Origin of the sequence: Pseudomonas sp. MONT-RG-20F-20-E-7-02, assembly GCF_022662395.1 — a bacterium.
GTDB lineage: Bacteria > Pseudomonadota > Gammaproteobacteria > Pseudomonadales > Pseudomonadaceae > Aquipseudomonas.
Genome location: NZ_JAKNQN010000008.1, coordinates 159,631 through 179,007 on the forward strand (window position 1 = coordinate 159,631; position 19,377 = coordinate 179,007).

Consider the following 19,377-nt stretch of genomic DNA (forward strand, 5'->3'; position numbering starts at 1 on the left):
CAGCAGGGTTGAGCCGGCCTCCAGGCTGCACACTGTCCACAAGACGGCGTGAGGTGAGCCAACGTCAAAAGCGTTGAGCAAGGACGAAATTCTCAAGGGGTGGCCGACGGGTCACCCCTTTTTCTTTGCCTGCGCGTTTAGCCGAAAAAATACTTCTCGTGACTGATAACCTGTCTCAGAACCGGGCGAGGCTTTTCCAGTCTCATCTATGAGGCCGGACGTTCTAGGCCCTTATCCGCAGTGAGGAATAGCATGAAGCGCATCTGGCGTATGGCAGGTGTAGGTTTGCTGATGGTCACCGTCGGCACGCAAGTGATGGCCGACGACCCGCGCCCTGAAGGCGGCGGTCAGCATGAAAGAGGCCCGGAAGGCGGGCGGCAAGGCAACGAGCAGCCGCGCCCGCAAAATAACCAGCCACGCCCGCAGAACAATCAACCGCGCCCGCAAAATAACCAGCCACGCCCGCAGAACAATCAACCGCGCCCGGAAAACAACCAGCCGCGTCCGCAAAACCAGCATTTCGACCGCGCCGAGCAACAGCCCCATGGCGGCGGGCAGTGGCAAGGTCGCCCCCAAGGTGCCGAGCAACCTCGGCCAGCGCCGCAACCTGGGAATAACCTGCCGATCCAGGGGCGTCCGGACACGGTTCGGCAAACCCAGGAACCGCGCCAGGGCTATTACCAGGACATCCCGCGTCGCAACGATGGCAACCCGCATTGGCAGGGCGGCAATGGCCCTGGCCCGCGCCCGGGTGGCGGCTTCAACAATGGCCACCCCAATGACAACCGCTGGCCGGGCCGCCCGAATGGGCACGGCAACGGCTGGGGCCCAGGCCCGCAATACCGCCCGGGCTACATCGTCGACCGTTTCCCCGACCGCGATTACCGCGTGCCTTACCGTGGCCAGGATTACTTCTTCTCCGGCGGCTACTGGTATCGCCCGCAAGGCCCGCGCTATGTGGTGGTGACGCCGCCGTACGGCATTCGCGTGCAATACCTGCCGGACTACGCGCGGGAAGTGTGGGTGGGCAGCGCGCTGTTTTTCCTTGCAGCCGGTTCCTACTACACCTACGAAAGCGCCACCCAGCAATACGTGGTGGTGCAGCCGCCGACCGAAGTGCCGGCGCCGCAACCCGCGCCGCAGGGCAACGGGTATGACGTGACGGCCTACCCGGCCAACGGCCAATCACCGGCTCAGGTGCAGCAGGACGGTTACGATTGTTATCGCTGGGCGGTGCAGCAAAGCGGTTTCGACCCACGCACCGTGACCTACGCCCCGGACCCGGCGGTGGTGCAAACCTACCGCCAGGCCCAGGGCAACTGCCTGACCAGCCGTGGCTATCAGGTGCAGTACTAGGCCTTGTTACCGGTGACCACTTCCCGCGGGTCGGCGTGCACCAGCACTTCGGCGCGCGGGTAGGCGGCGTGAATGGCATCGGCGGCCTGGTCGCTGATGCCGTGGGCCACTGACAACGTCAATTCCCCCGGCAATTCCAGGTGCAGTTGCACAAACCAGTGGCTGCCGGAAATCCGCGTGCGCAGGTCATGCGCACCCAACACGCCCGGCACACCCCGCGCCAGCTCCAGCATGTGCTGGCTCACATCCGGCGGCAGCTCTTCGTCCATCAACACCGCAAAACTTTCCCGGGCGATCTGGATTGCACTCCACAAGATGTACGCGGCGATCCCCAGGCCGAACCACGCGTCCACCTGATGAAAGCCCAGGCCTGCCAACACCAACGCCACCAGGATGCTGCCGTTGAGCATCAAGTCCGAGCGATAGTGCAGCGAATCTGCGCGCACGGCGTTGGAGCCGGTTTCGCGGATCACCCGGTGTTGCAGCATCAGCAGCGCTACCGTCATCACCAGCGAAAACACGATCACGCCAATGCTCAGCCACGGCGCGCCGACCGGTTCCGGATGCTGCAAACGCTGGTACGCCTGGAACGCGATCAACACCGCACTGCCGGCGATAAACAGCGCCTGGGCCATGCCCGACAGCGACTCAGCCTTGCCATGCCCATAGCGATGATCATCATCGGCCGGGCGCAGCGCGTAATGCACTGCGAGCAGATTCAGCAGCGAGGTCACGCCGTCGAGCAGTGAGTCGGTCAACCCGGCGAGCATGCTCACCGAGCCGCTGAACCACCAGGCGATGGCCTTGGTGATAATCAACGCACACGCCACGCCCACCGACGCGCGTGTGGCCAGGCGCAAGAGCCTGGCGTGTTCGGGACTGCTGGTCATGAACGGTCCTTAAGCAGCGGGTTGCAGGCCCAGGGAAGCCAGCTGTTGCACGCTGCCCTTGAACTGGATCATGCGTGGGTCATCCAGCGGCAAGGTGCGGCCGGTTTCTTTCTGGATGATGGTTTGCAGCTTGGCGTTGTCGACCTTGCCGTCGGCGCCGATGGCTTCGCGCAGTTTTTCCGGGGCGACCTGGGCGGTCTTGCCCGGCTCGAAGTAGATCGCGCCGGTGGCGAAGTCGACGCCGAACGCGATCAGGCCCGGGATTACATAAAACAGCAGGCCCACGGCGTCGAGCACGGCAATGGCCGGGTCGATCTTGCCGTCGATCTGGCCACGGCGGTCCGGGTAGAAGATCGAACCGCAGGCCGTCAATTGGCTCAGCAGGGTGACGGCGAGGACACCGCCGATGACACGGGAAGCGATACGCATGAAGACTCTCCTGAACACATTTAAGGGTGACTATAAGCCAGATCTATCAGACGGCGATGATCCAATGTGGGAGCTGGCTTGCCTGCGATAGCGGTATGTGTGTGCCATATGGGCTGGCTGACCCACCGCTATCGCAGGCAAGCCAGCTCCCACCTTTGACTGCTTTCATATCGCAAGCCAGCGGTGTTTTTGAGACCACCACCGGCATCCGGCAGTTCGCCGTTATACTCGCCGCTCTGCTTTGGAGCCAGTATGAATTCGTTGCCAATCGATGATGTTTTACCCGCCCTGCGTGACGCCTTGGCGATTCGCCATGAAGCCGTGCTGGAAGCGCCGCCCGGCGCCGGTAAAACCACCCGCGTGCCCCTGGCATTGTTGAACGAGCCGTGGCTGGCCGGGCAAACCATCCTGATGCTCGAGCCCCGCCGCCTGGCCGCGCGCGCCGCCGCCGAACGCCTGGCCAGTGAGCTGGGGGAAAAGGTCGGCGAAACCGTCGGCTATCGCATTCGTCTGGACAGCAAAGTCGGCCCCAACACGCGCATCGAAGTGGTCACCGAAGGCATCCTCACCCGGCGTTTGCAGGACGACCCGGCGCTGGACGGCGTGGGCCTGTTGATCTTCGACGAATTCCATGAGCGCAGCCTCGACGCCGACCTGGCGTTGGCCCTGAGCCTGAACGGCCGCGATTTGTTTCGCGATGAGCAGCCGCTGAAAATCCTGTTGATGTCCGCCACCCTTGAAGGCGAACGCCTGGCCGGGCTGCTGGACGACGCGCCGATCCTGCGCAGCGAAGGGCGTATGTTCCCGGTGCAGATGCGCTGGGGTCGGCCGTATCAGGCCGGTGAATTTATTGAGCCGCGTGTGGTACAGACCATCCTTGAGGCCGTGCACGACGAGACCGGCAGCCTCCTGGTGTTTCTGCCGGGCCAGGCCGAGATTCGCCGCGTTAATCAGCAACTGGCCGACGCCCTGGGTGATCGCCCCGATGTGCTGCTGTGCCCGCTGCACGGTGAACTCGACCTCAACGCCCAGCGTGCCGCCATCGACCCGGCACCCGCCGGCAAACGCAAAGTGGTGCTGGCCACCAACATTGCCGAGACCAGCCTGACCATCAATGGCGTGCGCGTGGTGATCGACGCCGGGTTGGCGCGTGTGCCGCGTTTCGACCCCGGCAGCGGCATGACTCGTCTCGACACCCAGCGCATCTCCCGCGCCAGCGCCACCCAGCGTGCAGGCCGGGCAGGGCGCTTGGAACCGGGCGTGTGTTATCGGCTGTGGTCCGAAGACCAGCATGAAGGCTTGGCAGCGTATGGCAGCGCGGAAATCCTCGCCGCCGACCTTGCCGGGTTGGCCTTGCAACTGGCGCGTTGGGGCGTCACGCCTGCGCAGCTGGTGTGGCTGGATGTGCCGCCGACGGCCGCGTATGCCCAGGCCCAGGACTTGCTGGTGCGCCTGGGCGCCTTGAACGACGACACACTCACCGCCCACGGCCAGAAGATGGCCGAGTTGCCGGCGCATCCGCGTATCGCGCATTTGTTGTTGCGTGGGCAGGACCTCGGGCTGGCGGCCACTGCCTGTGATGTCGCCGCGTTGTTGGGTGAGCGCGACATCCTGCGCGGCGGCGGTGCGGATTTGCACAGCCGCTTGGCGCTGATGTCCGGCGAAGAACGCGCGCGCGGCACCCAAGGCGGCGTGCAGCGAGCCAAGCAACTGGCGCGGCAATACCGCGGCTATTTAAGAGGCCAGGCGACGCAGGCCGTTGCCGACCCCGATCACCCGCGCTGGCTCGGCGCCTTGCTGGCGCTGGCCTACCCGGACCGCGTCGCCCAGCAACGCCGCCCCGGCGGCGCCGAATACCGCCTGGCCAACGGCCGCGCCGCGCTGTTCGCTGAGGCCGACAGCTTGATGAAACAACCCTGGCTGGTGATTGCCGACCTCGGCAGCCGCCAGGGCCAGCGCGAAGAACGCATCTACCTCGCCGCCGATTTTGATCCGGCATTGTTCGACACGGTCCTTGCCGAGCAAGTGCGTAATGTCGACCAGCTGGACTGGGACGAACGCGAAGGCGTACTGCGCGCCGAACGCCAGCGCAAAGTCGGCGAACTGGTGCTCAGCCGCGAACCGCTGACCGGCCTCGACGAGTCCGCGCGTAGCCAGGCACTGGTCAACCTTGTGCGCCGCAAAGGCCTGGAACTGCTGCCGTGGACGCCCGAGCTGCGCCAATGGCAGGCCCGCGTCATGCTGCTGCGCCAACTGGACGCCGGCAAAACCAGCGAATGGCCGGATATCAGCGACAAGGCGCTGCTCGCCAGCCTGGAGCACTGGCTGATGCCCTACCTGGGCAAAGTCTCGCGCCTCAGCCATTTCGCCAACCTGGATATTGCAAGCTTCCTGCACAACCTGCTGCCCTGGCCGCTGCCGCAACGCCTGGACGAGCTGGCGCCCCAGCACCTGAAAGTGCCCTCGGGTTCATCGGTACGTTTGGACTACAGCGAACAACCGCCAATTCTGGCGGTGCGCCTGCAGGAGTTGTTCGGGCTGGCGGACACGCCACGCATTGCCGGTGGGCGCCAGGTGGTCAAGCTGCACCTGCTGTCCCCGGCGCGCCGGCCGGTGCAGGTGACGCAGGACCTGGCGAATTTCTGGCGCAGTACCTATGCCGAGGTGAAGAAGGATTTGAAGGGGCGGTATCCGAAGCATTACTGGCCGGATGACCCGTTGGTGGCGGAAGCGACGGCCAGGATCAAGCCGCGCAAGTAGGCATTGTGGAGATCTAATGTGGGAGCCAGCTCCCACAAAAGCCCCTTCCCACACAAGTCCCCATACACATTGAGTTTTGTGGTGTTGGTTATTGCGCGGCAGGCAGCAGGAAGCGGGCAATCACCGGCAGGTGATTGGAAATACGCAGCGTATCTTCCTGCCGCACTTTCGCCTCCACCCGCTTGATCCTTGGGCTGTAAAACAAATAATCCAACGTACGATCCGGGCCATCCACGCTCGGGTCATTCGGGAAGTGCGTCAGCCATTTCTCACGGTCAATGCCGCTGGATTCGCTGTTGCTCGGGATCATCGGGTATTTATCCCACAGTAGATGCAGCTCGCTGTCCGGCGAATACTGGCCGCGCTTGCCGGCATCCAGGCGCAGGAATTGCCCCAGTGGCAGCAAGTTGAAATCCCCGCCGATCAGCCAGGGCGTGCCACGGCCTTCGAACTTATCCAGCAATTTCACCGTGGCTTTAGCCTGCTCCTGCACCGCCGAACGCCCAGGCCTGTCGCCATCCAGGCGGGTATTGAGCACGGCCAGTTGGCCGCCATCGCTGAGCGGCAGGTAGGTCAGTAATAAGGCAGGTTTTGGTTGGAACTGGCGGCTGATGAAGTTGGCCGGGGACACCGGCAGTTGCAGGCGTTCGGCGTGTTCGATCTGGTAGCGGCTGAGGGTCACCAGTTTGCGGCCGACGCTGCCGAAGATATGCAGGTTGGGCACAAAGTCGGCTTTCCAGTCGAAGGCCTGGGCGCTGCACGGGTAGAGGTCGACCAGGCGTTCTTGCAGCAGCGCGATTTGATCCTGGTAGTGCGACGGCTTGGCGTTTTCGTCGAGTTCCTGCAACAGCAGTATGTCGGGTTGTTCATCGCGGATCACCCGCGCGACTTCGTCGAGGCTGGAGGCCATGTCTTCCAAGGTAGGACGGTCGTCCGGGCCGCTGCCGTCGGCGGTGTCGTACCAGAACACGTAGTTTTTGCCGGCCAGGTATTGCACGTTCCAGGTCATGACCTTCAGCGCCTGCCCCGGCAGCAAGGTCGGCGCACGGGGTGCGACGCAGCTCACGGGCAGGGTTTCTTTGTCGGCAGGGCGCCAGGTCAGGCTGTAGATCAGGGCGGCGAGCAGGCCCGCGATGATCAACAGGCTCAACAGGGTGATGCGCACTAAACGGGTCATCGGCTCGGCTTATAGCGTTCCAGGAATGGCACGGAGCATATCACCGCGCGTCGGCATCGCCACCGATCAGCATGAATAAACGAAACATCACCACGCAGGTAAACAGTTGCAGGAAGCTTTGGGCGCTGTCGATCAACAGGCCCAGTAGCGGCGCGGGATCAGGATAGGCCGCCTCGGTGGCGCCCTTGAGCAGCAATAGCGGCGTCATTACGCACAGCAGGCACACCAGAATTCGCCAGAAGTGCCCTCGGCTCAGGCGCACACTTTCCTTTATCGCTTCCAGCGCCGACATGCCGCGTAACACCAGCACGTATTCGGCAAACGCCAGGATGACCATCAGGCCCAGGCCCGGCAGGTAATACAACGAAAACGCATACACGAGCAGCAGCGAGCTGATGGCTGTCAGCAGGGCCAAACGTGGCCACAGGGTCAGCGCCATCGCCCACACATCTTTAGTACGCGGCGACTCGCCACGGGTACGCGCGTCAAGAAACAGGATCAAGGCGCCGGTGTACAGCGGGTACACCAACAAGCTCGCCACCATGGGGGAACCGGGGAACGTATTCGGGCCCAGCGTGTGGTCGAGCAACTGTTGCAGGAAGGCTTCGAGAATCACCAACGGCAGGCACAACTGGACGATGGCGCCCAGGTTGCGCAGGGTGAAACGGAAGGAGTCGCGCAATACGTCTAACGGATTCATCAGGTTAATCACAGGCCTAAAAGCAAGGCCCACACTTTAACCGATCATGGCCAGCCACAAGCAAACGTAAACCTTGCGTAAAGACCATTGAAACGTCGGTTAAGAGCCCCATAACTAGCGCGTAGCTTGCTTGATTACAGGCAGGCCCATGATTTCTACCGGCAATCTAACGAGGTCGCCATGAACAGCGAAGAGCAAACCCTGATCGATGGACTGTTTTCACGGTTGCAACAAGCCGAAACGGACTCAGCCCCCCGCGACGCCCTGGCTGAAGCGCGGATCAAGGAGCACATGACTCGCCAACCGGCCGCCGGGTACTACATGACCCAGTCGATCCTGGTGCAAGAACACGCGATCAAAAGCCTCGACGCGCAGAACAAGCAACAGGCGCAGCAGATCCAGCAATTGCAGGATGAGTTGCAACAGGCCAAGTCTCAGGCCGCACAACCTGCGCCGAGCAGTGGTGGTTTCCTGTCGAGCATCTTTGGCGGCGGCGGTTCCCGTGACTCGCAGCCGGCACAAAGCGCCGCGCCATCCTCCGGTGGCTGGCGTGAACCGGCGCGGCCGTCTTTCGGTCAGCCTGCACCCCAGCAAAACTACGGCGCGCCGCAGCAGAACTATCAACAACCCCAGCAAGCGCCCGCCGCGCCGATTGGTAGCGGCTTCCTCGGTGGCGCGCTGAAAACCGCCGCCGGCGTGGCCGGTGGTGTGATGCTGGCTGAAGGCATCAGCAGCCTGTTCAGCCACAACTCGCAGCAGCCACAAGTCGTGGAAGAAATCATCCGCGAAGAGCCGGCGCCTGCCAGCGACAACGGCAACTGGGGCAACGACGACCAGAAGTTCGCCGGCAATGACAGCTGGGGCAACGACAATGCCTCGGACAGCTTCGCCGACAACGACTATTCCGACGATTCCTCGTCTTTTGGCGACGACGACTCCTTCGTCTGACCCGCACTCAACCGGGGCGCTTCGTCGCCCCGGGCTGATTTTTCGCTGAAACTTCCCCATGGCTGGCATACTGGCGCCTTTCCGGGCGCTGGCGCCTGGCTGTCATGAGGAAGTGCGGTGAAGAAAATTGCGGTGTTCGCCGATGTACAAAACCTCTACTACACCGTGCGCCAGGCCTACGGCTGCCACTTCAACTACGCGGCCCTCTGGGCGGACATCAGTTCGCGCGGGCAGATCGTCGAAGCGTATGCGTATGCCATCGACCGTGGCGACAGCAAGCAGCAGCAATTCCAGCAGATCCTGCGCAACCTGGGCTTTACGGTAAAACTCAAGCCTTACATCCAGCGTGCTGACGGCTCGGCCAAGGGCGACTGGGACGTGGGCATCACCCTGGACATCATGGACGCCGCCGACCACGTCGACGAAGTGGTGCTGGCCTCCGGCGACGGTGATTTCGACATGCTGCTCGAACGCATCATCCAAAAGCACGGCGTCGAAGCCGTGGCCTACGGCGTGCCGGGGCTTACGGCCAATTCACTGATACGCGCCGCCAGCCGCTACGTGCCGATCGAAGGCGCGTTGCTGCTCAAATAAGTCAATTGTGAGACGGAGTTGGAACAGGTTTGGAACGTATAGCGGTCATCGACTTTGAAACCACCGGCATCACCCCGAGCAGCCACTGCCGGGCCACGGAAATTGCGGTGGTCATCCTTGAGCGCGGCCAGATCGTGGACCGCTACCAGAGCCTGATGAATGCTGGTGTGCGCGTGCCGGGGTTTATCGAACAACTCACTGGCATCAGCAACGCCATGCTGCGCAGTGCACCGCCGGCCGAGCGGGTGATGAACGAAGTGAATGAGTTCGTCGGCACCACGCCCCTGCTGGCGCACAACGCCGCGTTCGACCAGAAGTTCTGGGACTTCGAACTGGGCCTGATCCGCCGCACCCGCCTGCAAAAATTCGCCTGCTCGCTGCTGCTGGCGCGCCGTTTGATGCCTTCGGCGCCGAACCACAAGCTCGGCACACTGAATTCGTTCGCCCAACTGCCCCACACCGGCAAGGCTCACCGGGCGATGGCGGATGCGGAGATGGCGGCCAACCTCACGGCGCATCTGGCTGAAGAATTGCGCCGTACGCATGGGTTGCGCGAACTGTCTCATGAACTGCTGTGCACCTTGCAGAAAGTGCCGGCGGCGAAGATCAATGAGCATTTGAAGAAGCATCGCGGGTTCTGACGCTTGCGCTACTCCAAGCGCACCGAAGCTCCAAGTGTGGGAGCTGGCTTGCCTGCGATGGCGGTGTATCAGCCAATTGTTCGGTGACTGACACACTGCAATCGCGGGCAAGCCCGCTCCCACAGGGGTTATGCGCTGTTCATCGAGGCTGTACACACGCCAACGCCCGCTCCACCACCTCCTTCGCCATCCCCACCAAATGCATCACCGCCCGCTGCTGCGCGCTGATCGTTTCACCCGCCACCTGCGCCGTCTCCACCGCGCAATGCAGCAAATCCGCCGCATGGGCCAGGGCGTCTTCGAAGCTCAGGTTGTCGTTCAGCACAAAGTTGGGCGCGTCCGGGGCGGAGGCTTTGAGGTAGTAGTCGATGGCTCGGCGGTTGAGCAGGGCGTCTTCGCTGAGGAAGTCTGGGTTGGAGCGAGGTGGATCGGGGGTAATTTTGACCATGGTGTAACTTCTCCGCTAGGTAAGAAGCTGCACCCGTTCGCTTGCACGCGAATTAGGGTGGCAGCAGTACGCGGGTGTGCAAGACCGGGGCGGAAAAACCCAGCAGGCCTAATGGCCTCCCGCGCACAGCTGCCATAACGTGCCAACGCCTAATAAAATTGGGCGCTGGGTGGTAAGGCTCTGCGCATTTTCCACTGATCGGACTTGCACGTCCGGTCACCGAACATTCGATGACTGAGCGAGACTAGCTACCTGATCCGGCGGAAACAAGGCCGTAGAATTCTCTAGGAAACGTCCCGCAAATGAAAGGGATCGGTCTTGCTGGCCACTGAAACATAACGCCTTGGAGGGGGCTTTTGCGACATATCGGAACAGTCAGTAGGTTGAGTCTTGTTGCAATGTCGGATTCTTCTGGTTTCTCTTTCGCCAAACGCTGACTTCTTCCAAACAATTAAGATCCTGCTCGTTAGTAGCGAAAAGGAATTTGGTCTTATGAGAAATGAGATCACCCAAAAAGTGATTCAGCTGTTCGTCGATATCATTGGTTTTATCGACCAAAGCAAAGTGACGGAACAAACAGATTTCATCCATCACTTCACGATCATTGATGACGATTTGACCTGCTTTGTCATGCAGATCAAATGGCAGTTCAATCTGCAGGCGACTCAGGAAGACTGGGATCACATCACGACCATCAAGCAGATTGTCGACTTGATTGTGAGGCAACTGACGCCATCGCAGGCAAGCCAGCTCCCACAGTAAATTGCCTGTTTGATCGTTCCCACGCTCCGCGTGGTAACGCCTCCTGTGACGCTCTGCGTCACGACCTCAAAAGCGGACGCAGAGCGTCCTTGGCGGCATTCCCACGCAGAGCGTGGGAACGATCGGTCGATCGGTGTCAGGTGGCTTTCCCTTCCAACTGCCCCAACGGCACCCGCCTCGCTATCGCGCTCGACAAAATGATCGAGGTCTTGCTGAAGCCGAATTTCGCCACCCGATTGATCAGGTTCTCCAACTCCGGCATCGAGCCCACCGCCGCTTGCATGATCACGCACGGGTCGCCCGTCACCCGATGACATTCGGTCAGCTCGGGGATTTCCGCGAGGGCGTCGTACACCTTCTGGCTGCCGTTGTTGGTCAGGCGCAGTTCGATCGTGCATTGGATCGGCAGGCCGATTTTGGAGAAGTCCACCTTGGCCTGGTACCCGGTGATCACGCCACTGGCTTCCAGCTTGGCTACGCGCTCGGCCACGGCGGGGGCGGAGAGGTTTACCGTGCGGGCCAGTTGCGCGTAGGAAGCGCGGCCGTCTTCGAGCAAAGCGCTGAGGAGCATGCGGTCGTATTTGTCCATGATAAGGCTCCGGTGATGCCTGGCTTTCGAATGCACGGTTTATAGCCTTCATAACCATGTTTTGGAAAGTGTACGGGCGGTTTAAACAGGTTTTGTAACTTATGTTTAGCGTGCTGCCTTTCTAGAATAAGCCTCCCTTCTTCTGCCGCAGAGCTACCCAATGCCTGGCCCACGTCGTTTTCCCTTACCGTTGATCGCCGCTTTTTTTGCGCTGTATGTGATTTGGGGTTCCACCTATCTGGTGATTCGAATCGGCGTGGAGTACTGGCCGCCGTTGATGCTCGGCGGGATTCGCTTTTTGGTGGCGGGGCTGGCGATGTATGGCTATTTGCGCTGGCGTGGGGCGCCTGCGCCGACGTGGGTGCAGTGGAAGGCCGCCGCCAAGATCGGCATTTTGCTGCTGACCTTTGGTAATGGTGCGGTGACGGTGGCCGAGCACACGGGCGTTGCCTCCGGTGTGGCGGCGTTGGCGGTGGCGACGGTGCCGTTGTTCACGTTGCTGTGCGGGTATTTCTGGGGCGCGCGCAATACCCGCCTGGAATGGGCCGGCGTAGTGCTGGGGATTATCGGCATCGCCATGCTCAACATGGGCTCCAACCTGCAGTCGAGCCCGACCGGTGCGATGCTGTTGCTGTTTGCTGCAGCCTCTTGGGCCTTCGGCTCGGTGTGGAGCAGGCACTTGCCGTTGCCGGCGGGCGCCATGGCCAGTGCGGCGGAGATGATCATCGCCGGTGCCTTGCTGCTGGTGGGCAGTGCGCTGACCGGTGAGCGCCTGCATTCAATCCCGCCGATTGAAGGTTGGCTGGCCTTGGCCTATCTGGCCGTGTTCGGCTCGATCATCGCCTTCAATGCTTACATGTACCTGCTCAAGCACGTGCGCCCGGCGGCCGCGACCAGCTATGCCTACGTGAACCCGGCCGTGGCGGTGTTGCTGGGCATTGTGTTTGTCGGCGAGACCATCGGCATGGAAGAAGCCCTGGCGATGCTGGTGATCATCAGCGCCGTGCTGTTGATCAGCCTGCCCCAGTGGCGCAAGCCCAAGCCGGAAATAAGGTAAACTTGCGCGCATTACGCTTATGCGCTGAATTTTTCCTACGGTAAACACATGACTTTCGCCACACTTGGCCTGATCGAACCCTTGCTGCGCGCCCTTGAGACGCTTGGCTACCAGACCCCGACGCCGGTGCAGGCGCAAGCCATTCCGGCGGTGCTGGCCGGTCGCGACCTGATGGCCGCGGCCCAGACCGGCACCGGCAAGACCGCAGGTTTCGCCCTGCCGCTCCTGCAATTGCTGACCATGGAAGGGCCGAAAGTCGCCGCCAACTCGGCGCGCGCGCTGATCCTGTGCCCGACCCGTGAGCTGGCCGAGCAGGTTCACGCCAGCGTCGCCGAATACGCCCAGCACCTGCCGCTGACCACGTACGCGGTATACGGCGGCGTGAGCATCAACCCGCAGATGATGAAGCTGCGCAAGGGCGTCGACATTCTGGTCGCCACGCCGGGCCGCCTGATCGATCTGTTCCGCCAGAACGCGCTGAAGCTCAACCAACTGCAAACCCTGGTGCTGGATGAAGCCGACCGCATGCTCGATTTGGGTTTCTCCGAAGAGCTGGCGAACATCTACCGCATGCTGCCGAAAAAGCGCCAGACCTTGCTGTTCTCCGCGACCTTCTCCGATGACATCCGCCTGCTCGCCGGGCAGATGCTCAACGACCCGCTGAGCATCGAAGTGAGCCCGCGCAACGTCGCCGCCAACACCGTCAAGCAATGGGTGGTGCCGGTGGACAAGAAGCGCAAGCCGGAGCTGTTTGTGCACCTGATGCGCAAAGGCCGCTGGAAGCAGGTGCTGGTGTTCGCCAAAACCCGTAACGGCGTGGATGCGCTGGTGGATAAGTTGCAGGGCCTGGGCATCAATGCCGACGGCATCCACGGCGACAAACCCCAAGCCACTCGCCAGCGCGCACTGGACCGCTTCAAGTCCAGCGACGTGCAGATTCTGGTGGCCACCGACGTGGCGGCGCGTGGCCTGGATATCGAAGACCTGCCGTTGGTGGTCAACTTTGACCTGCCGATCGTGGCCGAGGATTACATCCACCGTATCGGCCGCACCGGCCGGGCGGGCAATACCGGCGAGGCGATTTCGCTGGTGTGTGCCGATGAGGTGAACATGCTGTCGGCCATCGAGATGCTGACGCGTCAGACCTTGATCCGCAAGATGGAGCCGGACTTCGAACCGGAGCACCGTGTGCCGGACACCGATGCCAGTGGCCAGGTGGTGAAGAAGCCGAAGAAACCGAAGAAGCCCAAGGCTTCGGGTGGTGGCGGTGGTAAGCGCAATTTGGGCAAGTGGGTGGACAGTGGGGACGTGGCGCCGTCGGAGCCTTCGATTAAGCCGGTGCGTAAAGTGCCTGTTTTTAACACGGGGCCGCGTAAGAAGAAGTAAGTCTTTTGTTTGATTAACGAAGGCGTGGTGAATTAAGTGAGCGGTGCAATGCCGCTCACTCGACGCCCTGCAAGATTTTGAAACGACAGGTTAATAACTGTATAAATTCATTTGTGTGTTTCTCCCTGTGTAGAAACTTTTGGTCATCAACTGCCCTGTACGTATTTGGAACTTAGAACTCTCACTCGCCACTGATCTATTGTAAATATCGAATTACAATAGAGAGGTGAGTATGGCTGTTTTTCTGGTTCCGTTTGGGGCAGCTGTGGTAGGGGGCCTGCTAGTTATAGGCGCCGGCATAGGGGTTAGTGAGTCTAGAAAGAATAGGGCAGCGGATGCCGCGGAAAAAAAAGCCGCGGAGATCGTTGCATATGAAAAGGCATCACTAAAAGGCGAAGAGCTGTGGGCCCGAGCGAAGAAGTATGAGGATAAGGGGGCTCTGTATCCCGCTTTTCGCGAATACAGGAAGTTCCTGGATCATATGGTAAGCCACTTTAAGATCTCGCCCGAAGAAATGAAGAAGGGTGAAGATATATATGATGGCATGAGAAAGACTGCGTTAAAGGAGTACCAAACACTGCTCAGTGACTACGACAAAGCAGTTGCCCCCCTTTACGAAAGCGGCGATGAGCCCTACCAGGTGCAGAGTGAGTTTATCGATAAATTGATAACGTTACTGGGGCCGGACGCACCTAAGGTTAAAGAGTGGGAGAATAAGTTTGGTGCTAGTTACAAGGCTTATAAATACCCCATTACCAATTGATCGTGCTGGTGGAATAGTGCTGTAGCGGAGGGTGTATAAGGTGAGAAAACCGTATTTGGACGACTTGGAGCGTGAAGCGTTAGAGCCTGTCTATCGGCCACCCACTCAACCGGCTTCGGAGGAGGCGATAGAGCGATTTCCGATGGATGAGCATTTGCTCAACGTTTGGCAGCAGGGTAATGAGAGTCTGCGCGCGGCCGTTATGGCGTTACGCGCGAAACAAAAAGCAGATTTGCCGTTGTATCGTGGTGGCCTGAGACAACCCTTGCAGTAAAACCAGGTGTGGGTCATTCCTGAATCGGTATCCCCACTGCGCGGCGTTCTGTTGTTGAGTGGGGCAAGGCCAGCCACTCTAGAACGCCTCGCCCGGCCGCCCGGCCGCTGGCAAAACAGCCTGTCAGCAAATACCCGCCGGTCGGCGCTTCCCAATCCAGCATCTCCCCGGCACAAAACACCCCCGGCAATTGCCTGAGCATCAGCCGCTCATCCAGCGCCTCAAACGGCACGCCACCCGCCGTGCTGATCGCCTCATCCAGCGGCCGCGTCTTCATCAAGGTCAGCGGCAGCGCCTTGATCGCCACCGCCAGCTGCGCCGGGTCATTGAAGTGTTCTGCGGGCGCCAACTCGCGCAGCAGCGCTGCCTTGACCCCGTCCAGGCCCAACTGGCTGTGCAAATGCTTGCTCATCGAGCGCGAGCCACGCGGCTTGGCCAGGGCAGCCTGCACCTTGTCCAGCGGCTTGCTCGGCAGCAGGTCGATATGCACCGTGGCCGAGCCGTCGCGATTGATGGCTTCACGAATCGACGCCGACAGCGCGTAGATCAAGCTGCCCTCGATGCCGGTGGCCGTGACCACGCATTCGCCCAGCCGAGGCTTGTCATCCCCCAGGCCGATGGCGACGTTTTTCAACGGTGCGCCAGCGAATTTGCTCACCATCAATTCGCTCCAGGCTGACACTTCGAAGCCGCAATTGCTCGGTTGCAGTGCGGCGTAAGGCACGCCTTTGTCTTCCAGCAACTTGAGCCAGGCACCGTCGGAGCCCAGGCGCGACCAGCTGCCGCCGCCCAAGGCCAGCAGCACCGCATCGCTGTGGACAGTTTTCTCGCCGTCCGGGCTGTGGATAAGTAAGCCGCCGTCGGCGGCCCAGCCCAGCCAGCGATGCCGGGTGTGGATAACCACGCCTTGGTCGCGCAGACGCTTGAGCCAGGCGCGCAGCAGTGGGGCGGCTTTCATGTCGGTAGGAAACACGCGGCCGGAGGTGCCGATAAAGGTTTGAATGCCCAGGCCATGAATCCATTCGCATAAGGCGTCGGAACCAAACGCCCGCAACAACGGCGCCATGTGTGGCGCGCGTTCGGCATAGCGCGACAGGAACGCCGGGTATGCCTCTGAGTGGGTGATGTTCATACCGCCCACGCCCGCCAGCAGGAACTTGCGCCCCACCGATGGCATGCCGTCATACAGGTCCACGCGCACGCCCGCCAGGCTCAAGACTTCAGCGGCCATCAGCCCGGCGGGGCCGCCGCCGATGATAGTGACGTGTTGAGAAGAGGTCTGAGGCATGGGCAAGGCTGCGGTCGCTGAATTGGCCGAGCATTCTACCCGACAGTGGCGGAGCTGCCTGATCAAAAAACGTACACTTTCCTACAGGCCATACGGCTACTCGCTTTCAGGCCCTTACGCTCAAGTTATCCACAGGCCGTTCCACAGGCATTGTGGGTAACGCGCACACTTCAATGACAACCTGATGACGTCCACACCCGTTGGGCGCTGTGGTGCAGGATGCCGTGGCGGCGGGCCAGGGCCGGGCGGTCCTTGCTGTAGCCGCCGCCGATCACGCCCATCACCGGGATGTCGCGGCCCAGGCAGTGGCGCATCACACTTTCATCACGGGCGGCGACGCCTGCGTCTGTCAGCTTGAGGTAACCGAGGGCGTCATCTTTATGCACATCGACGCCGGCGTCGTACAGCACCAGGTCGGGCTGGTAGAGCGGTAGCAAATAGTTGAGCGCGTCGTCGACCACCTTGAGGTAATCGGCGTCGCCCATGCCCATGGGCAGTGGGATGTCCCAGTCGCTCTGGGCCTTGCGCGCGGGGAAGTTCTTTTCGCAATGCAGCGACACGGTGATGGCATCCGGCGTGTCGTGGAGGATGCGCGCGGTGCCGTCGCCCTGGTGCACGTCGCAGTCGAAGATCAGTACGCGGTTAACTCGGCCGCTGGCCAGCAGGTAATGGCTGATCACCGCGAGGTCATTGAAGATGCAAAAGCCGGCCGGGTAATCGTAGTGGGCGTGGTGGGTGCCGCCCGCCAAGTGGCAGGCCAGGCCGTGTTCCAGTGCTTGTTCGGCGGCAAGTATCGAGCCGCCGACCGCACGCACGGTGCGCCGCGCCAGGGCTTCGTTCCACGGCAGGCCGAGGCGCCGCTGGTCTTCGCGGGACAACTCGCCGCCCATGTAGCGCTCGATGTACCCAGCGTCATGGGCCAGGGCCAGAATCTGTGGTGGGCACAGTTCGGGGCGCAGCAGTTGGCTGTCCTCGGTCAGGCCGCTGTCCACCAGGTGGTCGCGCAACAGGCGGAACTTGTCCATTGGGAACCGGTGGTCCGCCGGGAACTCCGGGCTGTAATCATCGTGGTAGATCAATGGCAGGGGCATGGGATTTTCTGACGGGAACCTGCGAAGGATCTTACCAGCGCTGTACACTCACGCACATGGCAAGGGAGGGGACCCATGGAGCCGATACTGGAATTGGAAAGCGCACGGCTGGTGCTGCGCCAATGGCGTGACAGCGACTTACCGGAATTTGCGCACATGTGCGCCGACCCGCAGGTGATGCGTTATTTCCCGGCCAAGCTGAGCCACTTGGAAAGCGCCGCGCTGATCGGCCGTATTCGCGGGCATTTCGCCGAATATGGCTTTGGCTTTTGGGCCTTGCAGCGCAAGGACACCGGCGACTTTATCGGCCTGACCGGGCTGCAAAACGTCAATTTTGAAGCTGGCTTTACCCCGGCGGTAGAAATCGGCTGGCGCCTGGCTCGCGAGCATTGGGGCCTGGGTTACGCCAGCGAAGCGGCTTGGACCGCGCTGCGCTGTGGTTTTGACCGGCTGCAATTGGATGAAATCCTCGCCTTTACCACCGAAACCAATCTGCCATCACAAAAAGTCATGCAGGCCATCGGTATGCATTACGATCCCCTGGCAGATTTTGAACACCCCAAGGTCGCAGCCGATGACCCGCTGCGCCATCATGTTTTGTACCGCATCACCCGCGCCCAATGGTTGGACACGCTGCACGGATAAGCAGCCCGGAATGCCCTATCGATTGTTGTAGGAGTTGCTCTATGAGCCAAGTATTGGAAGATCTGGTGGACTTGCTGACCCTGGAGCCGATCGAGGAAAACCTCTTTCGCGGCCGCAGCCAGGACCTGGGTTTTCGCCAGCTGTTCGGCGGCCAAGTGCTCGGCCAGTCGCTGTCGGCGGCCAGCCAGACCGTAGAAGAAGCGCGGCATGTGCATTCCCTGCACGGTTATTTCCTGCGCCCCGGCGATGCATCGTTGCCGGTGGTGTACTCGGTGGACCGCGTGCGCGATGGCGGCAGCTTCAGCACCCGCCGCGTCACGGCGATCCAGAAGGGCAACCCGATTTTCACCTGCACCACCTCGTTTCAGTACGACGAGCAAGGCTTTGAGCACCAGACCACCATGCCCGTAGTAGTCGGCCCGGAGAATCTGCCGTCGGAGCTGGAACTGACCAAGCAGCGTGCGCACCTGATTCCTGAGCACATGCGCGACAAGTTGCTGTGCCCCAAGCCGATCGAAGTGCGCCCGGTCACGGAAAAAGACCCGTACAACCCGCAGCCGTCCGACCCGGTCAAATACGTGTGGTTCAGGGCCGACGGCGCCTTGGCTGATGCGCCGGCGCTGCATAAATACCTGCTGGCCTACGCCTCGGATTTCGGCCTGTTGACCACCTCGTTGCTGCCCCACGGCAAGACCGTGTGGCAGAAAGATATGCAGGTCGCCAGCCTCGACCATGCGCTGTGGTTCCACGCTGACCTGCGCGCCGATGACTGGTTGCTGTATGCGATGGACAGCCCATGGGCCGGCAACTCGCGGGGTTTCTCGCGTGGCAGCGTGTACAACCGTGCCGGGCAACTGGTGGCGTCGGTGACCCAGGAAGGTTTGATTCGCCATCGCAAGGATTGGGCATGAGCCTGTCGGACGTTAAGCATTGGGTGTTTGACATGGACGGCACCCTGACGGTGGCCGTGCATGATTTTGCTGCGATTCGCGTGGCGCTGGAGATTCCGCCCGAGGATGACATCCTCACCTATCTGGCAGCCTTGCCGGCAGACGTTGCGGCAGCCAAGCATGCCTGGCTGCTGGAGCATGAGCGCGAACTGGCGCTGGGTTCTATCGCGGCCGATGGCGCGGTGGAACTGGTACGCGAACTGGCCGGGCGCGGTTATCGCCTCGGCATCCTGACGCGCAATGCGCGGGAGTTGGCGCATATCACCCTGGAGGCGATTGGTCTGGCGGACTGCTTTGCCATCGAGGATGTCTTGGGCCGTGACGATGCGCCGCCCAAGCCGGATCCGGGTGGGTTGCTGAAATTGGCGGAGGCGTGGGCAGTGTCACCCAGTGAGATGGTGATGGTCGGGGATTACCGCTTTGACCTGGATTGCGGGCGGGCGGCGGGGGCCAGGACGGTATTGGTGAACGTGCCGCAGAACCCGTGGCCGGAGTTGGCGGATTGGCATGCGGCGGATTGCGCGGTTTTGCGCCGGATGATCTAAACCAGGCGATGCAGACCAAATGTGGGAGCTGGCTTGTGTGGGAGCCGGGCTTGCCCGCGATAGCATCACCTCGGTAGGGCTGAT

General features: G+C 61.4%; 20 protein-coding genes. 12 read left to right on the plus strand and 8 right to left on the minus strand.

Annotated features, from left to right (window positions below; genetic code table 11):
* The first annotated feature begins 252 nt into the window (after positions 1-252).
* Entirely contained in the window at positions 253-1,356 is a 1,104-nt protein-coding gene (locus L8I05_RS22870; protein ID WP_242171631.1) for a DUF6515 family protein, read from the plus strand.
* On the opposite strand, the gene L8I05_RS22875 is transcribed toward L8I05_RS22870, so the two are convergent.
* Both L8I05_RS22875 and L8I05_RS22880 read right to left on the minus strand, forming a co-directional pair.
* On the minus strand, positions 1,353-2,246 hold the full coding sequence (locus L8I05_RS22875) for a cation diffusion facilitator family transporter (RefSeq protein WP_159960115.1): 894 nt from the start codon (positions 2,244-2,246) through the stop codon (positions 1,353-1,355). The two genes, L8I05_RS22870 and L8I05_RS22875, sit on opposite strands and share 4 nt — an antisense overlap.
* A gap of 9 nt (positions 2,247-2,255) precedes the next feature.
* Entirely contained in the window at positions 2,256-2,675 is a 420-nt protein-coding gene (locus L8I05_RS22880) for a polyribonucleotide nucleotidyltransferase (protein WP_159960113.1), read from the minus strand.
* 252 nt (positions 2,676-2,927) lie between these two features.
* Here L8I05_RS22880 and hrpB point away from each other — a divergent pair, with 252 nt between their 5' ends.
* Positions 2,928-5,435 carry an ATP-dependent helicase HrpB gene (gene hrpB / locus L8I05_RS22885; RefSeq protein ID WP_242171632.1) on the plus strand — a complete coding sequence of 836 codons (2,508 nt, stop codon included), beginning with the start codon at positions 2,928-2,930 and terminating at the stop codon, positions 5,433-5,435.
* Between the two features lie 88 nt (positions 5,436-5,523).
* Here the strand turns inward: hrpB and L8I05_RS22890 are convergent, their stop codons facing one another.
* Together L8I05_RS22890 and L8I05_RS22895 are read right to left on the minus strand one after the other, a co-directional pair.
* Positions 5,524-6,612 carry an endonuclease/exonuclease/phosphatase family protein gene (locus L8I05_RS22890; RefSeq protein WP_242171634.1) on the minus strand — a complete coding sequence of 363 codons (1,089 nt, stop codon included), beginning with the start codon at positions 6,610-6,612 and terminating at the stop codon, positions 5,524-5,526.
* Between the two features lie 40 nt (positions 6,613-6,652).
* Positions 6,653-7,312, minus strand: coding sequence for a YciC family protein (locus L8I05_RS22895; protein WP_242171635.1), 660 nt, complete (start codon positions 7,310-7,312; stop codon positions 6,653-6,655).
* A gap of 180 nt (positions 7,313-7,492) precedes the next feature.
* On the opposite strand from L8I05_RS22895, the gene L8I05_RS22900 reads away from it, so the two are divergent.
* From L8I05_RS22900 to L8I05_RS22910, 3 genes are all read left to right on the plus strand, one after another.
* Positions 7,493-8,260: a DUF2076 domain-containing protein gene (locus L8I05_RS22900; protein ID WP_242171636.1), complete on the plus strand. Its 768-nt coding sequence runs from the start codon at positions 7,493-7,495 to the stop codon at positions 8,258-8,260.
* Between the two features lie 117 nt (positions 8,261-8,377).
* Positions 8,378-8,854 (plus strand): NYN domain-containing protein, encoded by a 477-nt coding sequence (locus L8I05_RS22905; protein ID WP_017139349.1) that lies wholly within the window; start codon positions 8,378-8,380, stop codon positions 8,852-8,854.
* 29 nt (positions 8,855-8,883) lie between these two features.
* Entirely contained in the window at positions 8,884-9,495 is a 612-nt protein-coding gene (locus L8I05_RS22910) for a 3'-5' exonuclease (RefSeq protein WP_159960104.1), read from the plus strand.
* Positions 9,496-9,634: 139 nt separating this feature from the next.
* Here the strand turns inward: L8I05_RS22910 and L8I05_RS22915 are convergent, their stop codons facing one another.
* Positions 9,635-9,943 (minus strand): DUF3077 domain-containing protein, encoded by a 309-nt coding sequence (locus tag L8I05_RS22915; RefSeq protein WP_242171637.1) that lies wholly within the window; start codon positions 9,941-9,943, stop codon positions 9,635-9,637.
* A 492-nt stretch (positions 9,944-10,435) separates the two neighbouring features.
* Here L8I05_RS22915 and L8I05_RS22920 point away from each other — a divergent pair, with 492 nt between their 5' ends.
* A complete protein-coding gene (locus L8I05_RS22920; RefSeq protein ID WP_242171638.1) occupies positions 10,436-10,705 on the plus strand; it encodes an acyl carrier protein in 270 nt (89 codons plus the stop codon).
* A gap of 136 nt (positions 10,706-10,841) precedes the next feature.
* Here L8I05_RS22920 and L8I05_RS22925 read toward each other — a convergent pair whose 3' ends face one another.
* On the minus strand, positions 10,842-11,294 hold the full coding sequence (locus tag L8I05_RS22925; protein WP_242171639.1) for an Lrp/AsnC family transcriptional regulator: 453 nt from the start codon (positions 11,292-11,294) through the stop codon (positions 10,842-10,844).
* Positions 11,295-11,454: 160 nt separating this feature from the next.
* Between L8I05_RS22925 and yedA the strand changes: the two genes are divergently transcribed.
* The 3 genes from yedA to L8I05_RS22940 all read left to right on the plus strand — a co-directional run bounded on the left by yedA (position 11,455) and on the right by L8I05_RS22940 (position 14,500).
* Positions 11,455-12,351, plus strand: coding sequence for a drug/metabolite exporter YedA (gene yedA, locus L8I05_RS22930; protein WP_159960101.1), 897 nt, complete (start codon positions 11,455-11,457; stop codon positions 12,349-12,351).
* Between the two features lie 48 nt (positions 12,352-12,399).
* Positions 12,400-13,737 carry a DEAD/DEAH box helicase gene (locus tag L8I05_RS22935; protein WP_242171640.1) on the plus strand — a complete coding sequence of 446 codons (1,338 nt, stop codon included), beginning with the start codon at positions 12,400-12,402 and terminating at the stop codon, positions 13,735-13,737.
* 232 nt (positions 13,738-13,969) lie between these two features.
* Positions 13,970-14,500, plus strand: a complete 531-nt coding sequence (locus tag L8I05_RS22940) for a hypothetical protein (RefSeq protein ID WP_242171641.1) — start codon at positions 13,970-13,972, stop codon at positions 14,498-14,500.
* A 287-nt stretch (positions 14,501-14,787) separates the two neighbouring features.
* Here L8I05_RS22940 and L8I05_RS22945 read toward each other — a convergent pair whose 3' ends face one another.
* Both L8I05_RS22945 and L8I05_RS22950 read right to left on the minus strand, forming a co-directional pair.
* Positions 14,788-16,062: a TIGR03862 family flavoprotein gene (locus L8I05_RS22945; RefSeq protein ID WP_242171643.1), complete on the minus strand. Its 1,275-nt coding sequence runs from the start codon at positions 16,060-16,062 to the stop codon at positions 14,788-14,790.
* Between the two features lie 170 nt (positions 16,063-16,232).
* Entirely contained in the window at positions 16,233-17,153 is a 921-nt protein-coding gene (locus L8I05_RS22950; RefSeq protein WP_242171645.1) for a histone deacetylase, read from the minus strand.
* Positions 17,154-17,228: 75 nt separating this feature from the next.
* Here L8I05_RS22950 and L8I05_RS22955 point away from each other — a divergent pair, with 75 nt between their 5' ends.
* From L8I05_RS22955 to L8I05_RS22965, 3 genes are read left to right on the plus strand one after another with little or no spacing between them, the layout of a single operon-like run.
* Positions 17,229-17,798, plus strand: a complete 570-nt coding sequence (locus L8I05_RS22955; RefSeq protein WP_242171647.1) for a GNAT family N-acetyltransferase — start codon at positions 17,229-17,231, stop codon at positions 17,796-17,798.
* A gap of 41 nt (positions 17,799-17,839) precedes the next feature.
* Entirely contained in the window at positions 17,840-18,709 is an 870-nt protein-coding gene (gene tesB, locus L8I05_RS22960) for an acyl-CoA thioesterase II (protein WP_159960092.1), read from the plus strand.
* Positions 18,706-19,293, plus strand: coding sequence for an HAD family hydrolase (locus L8I05_RS22965; RefSeq protein WP_242171649.1), 588 nt, complete (start codon positions 18,706-18,708; stop codon positions 19,291-19,293). The genes tesB and L8I05_RS22965 overlap by 4 nt, the downstream gene beginning before the upstream one ends.
* Positions 19,294-19,377 lie beyond the last annotated feature (84 nt).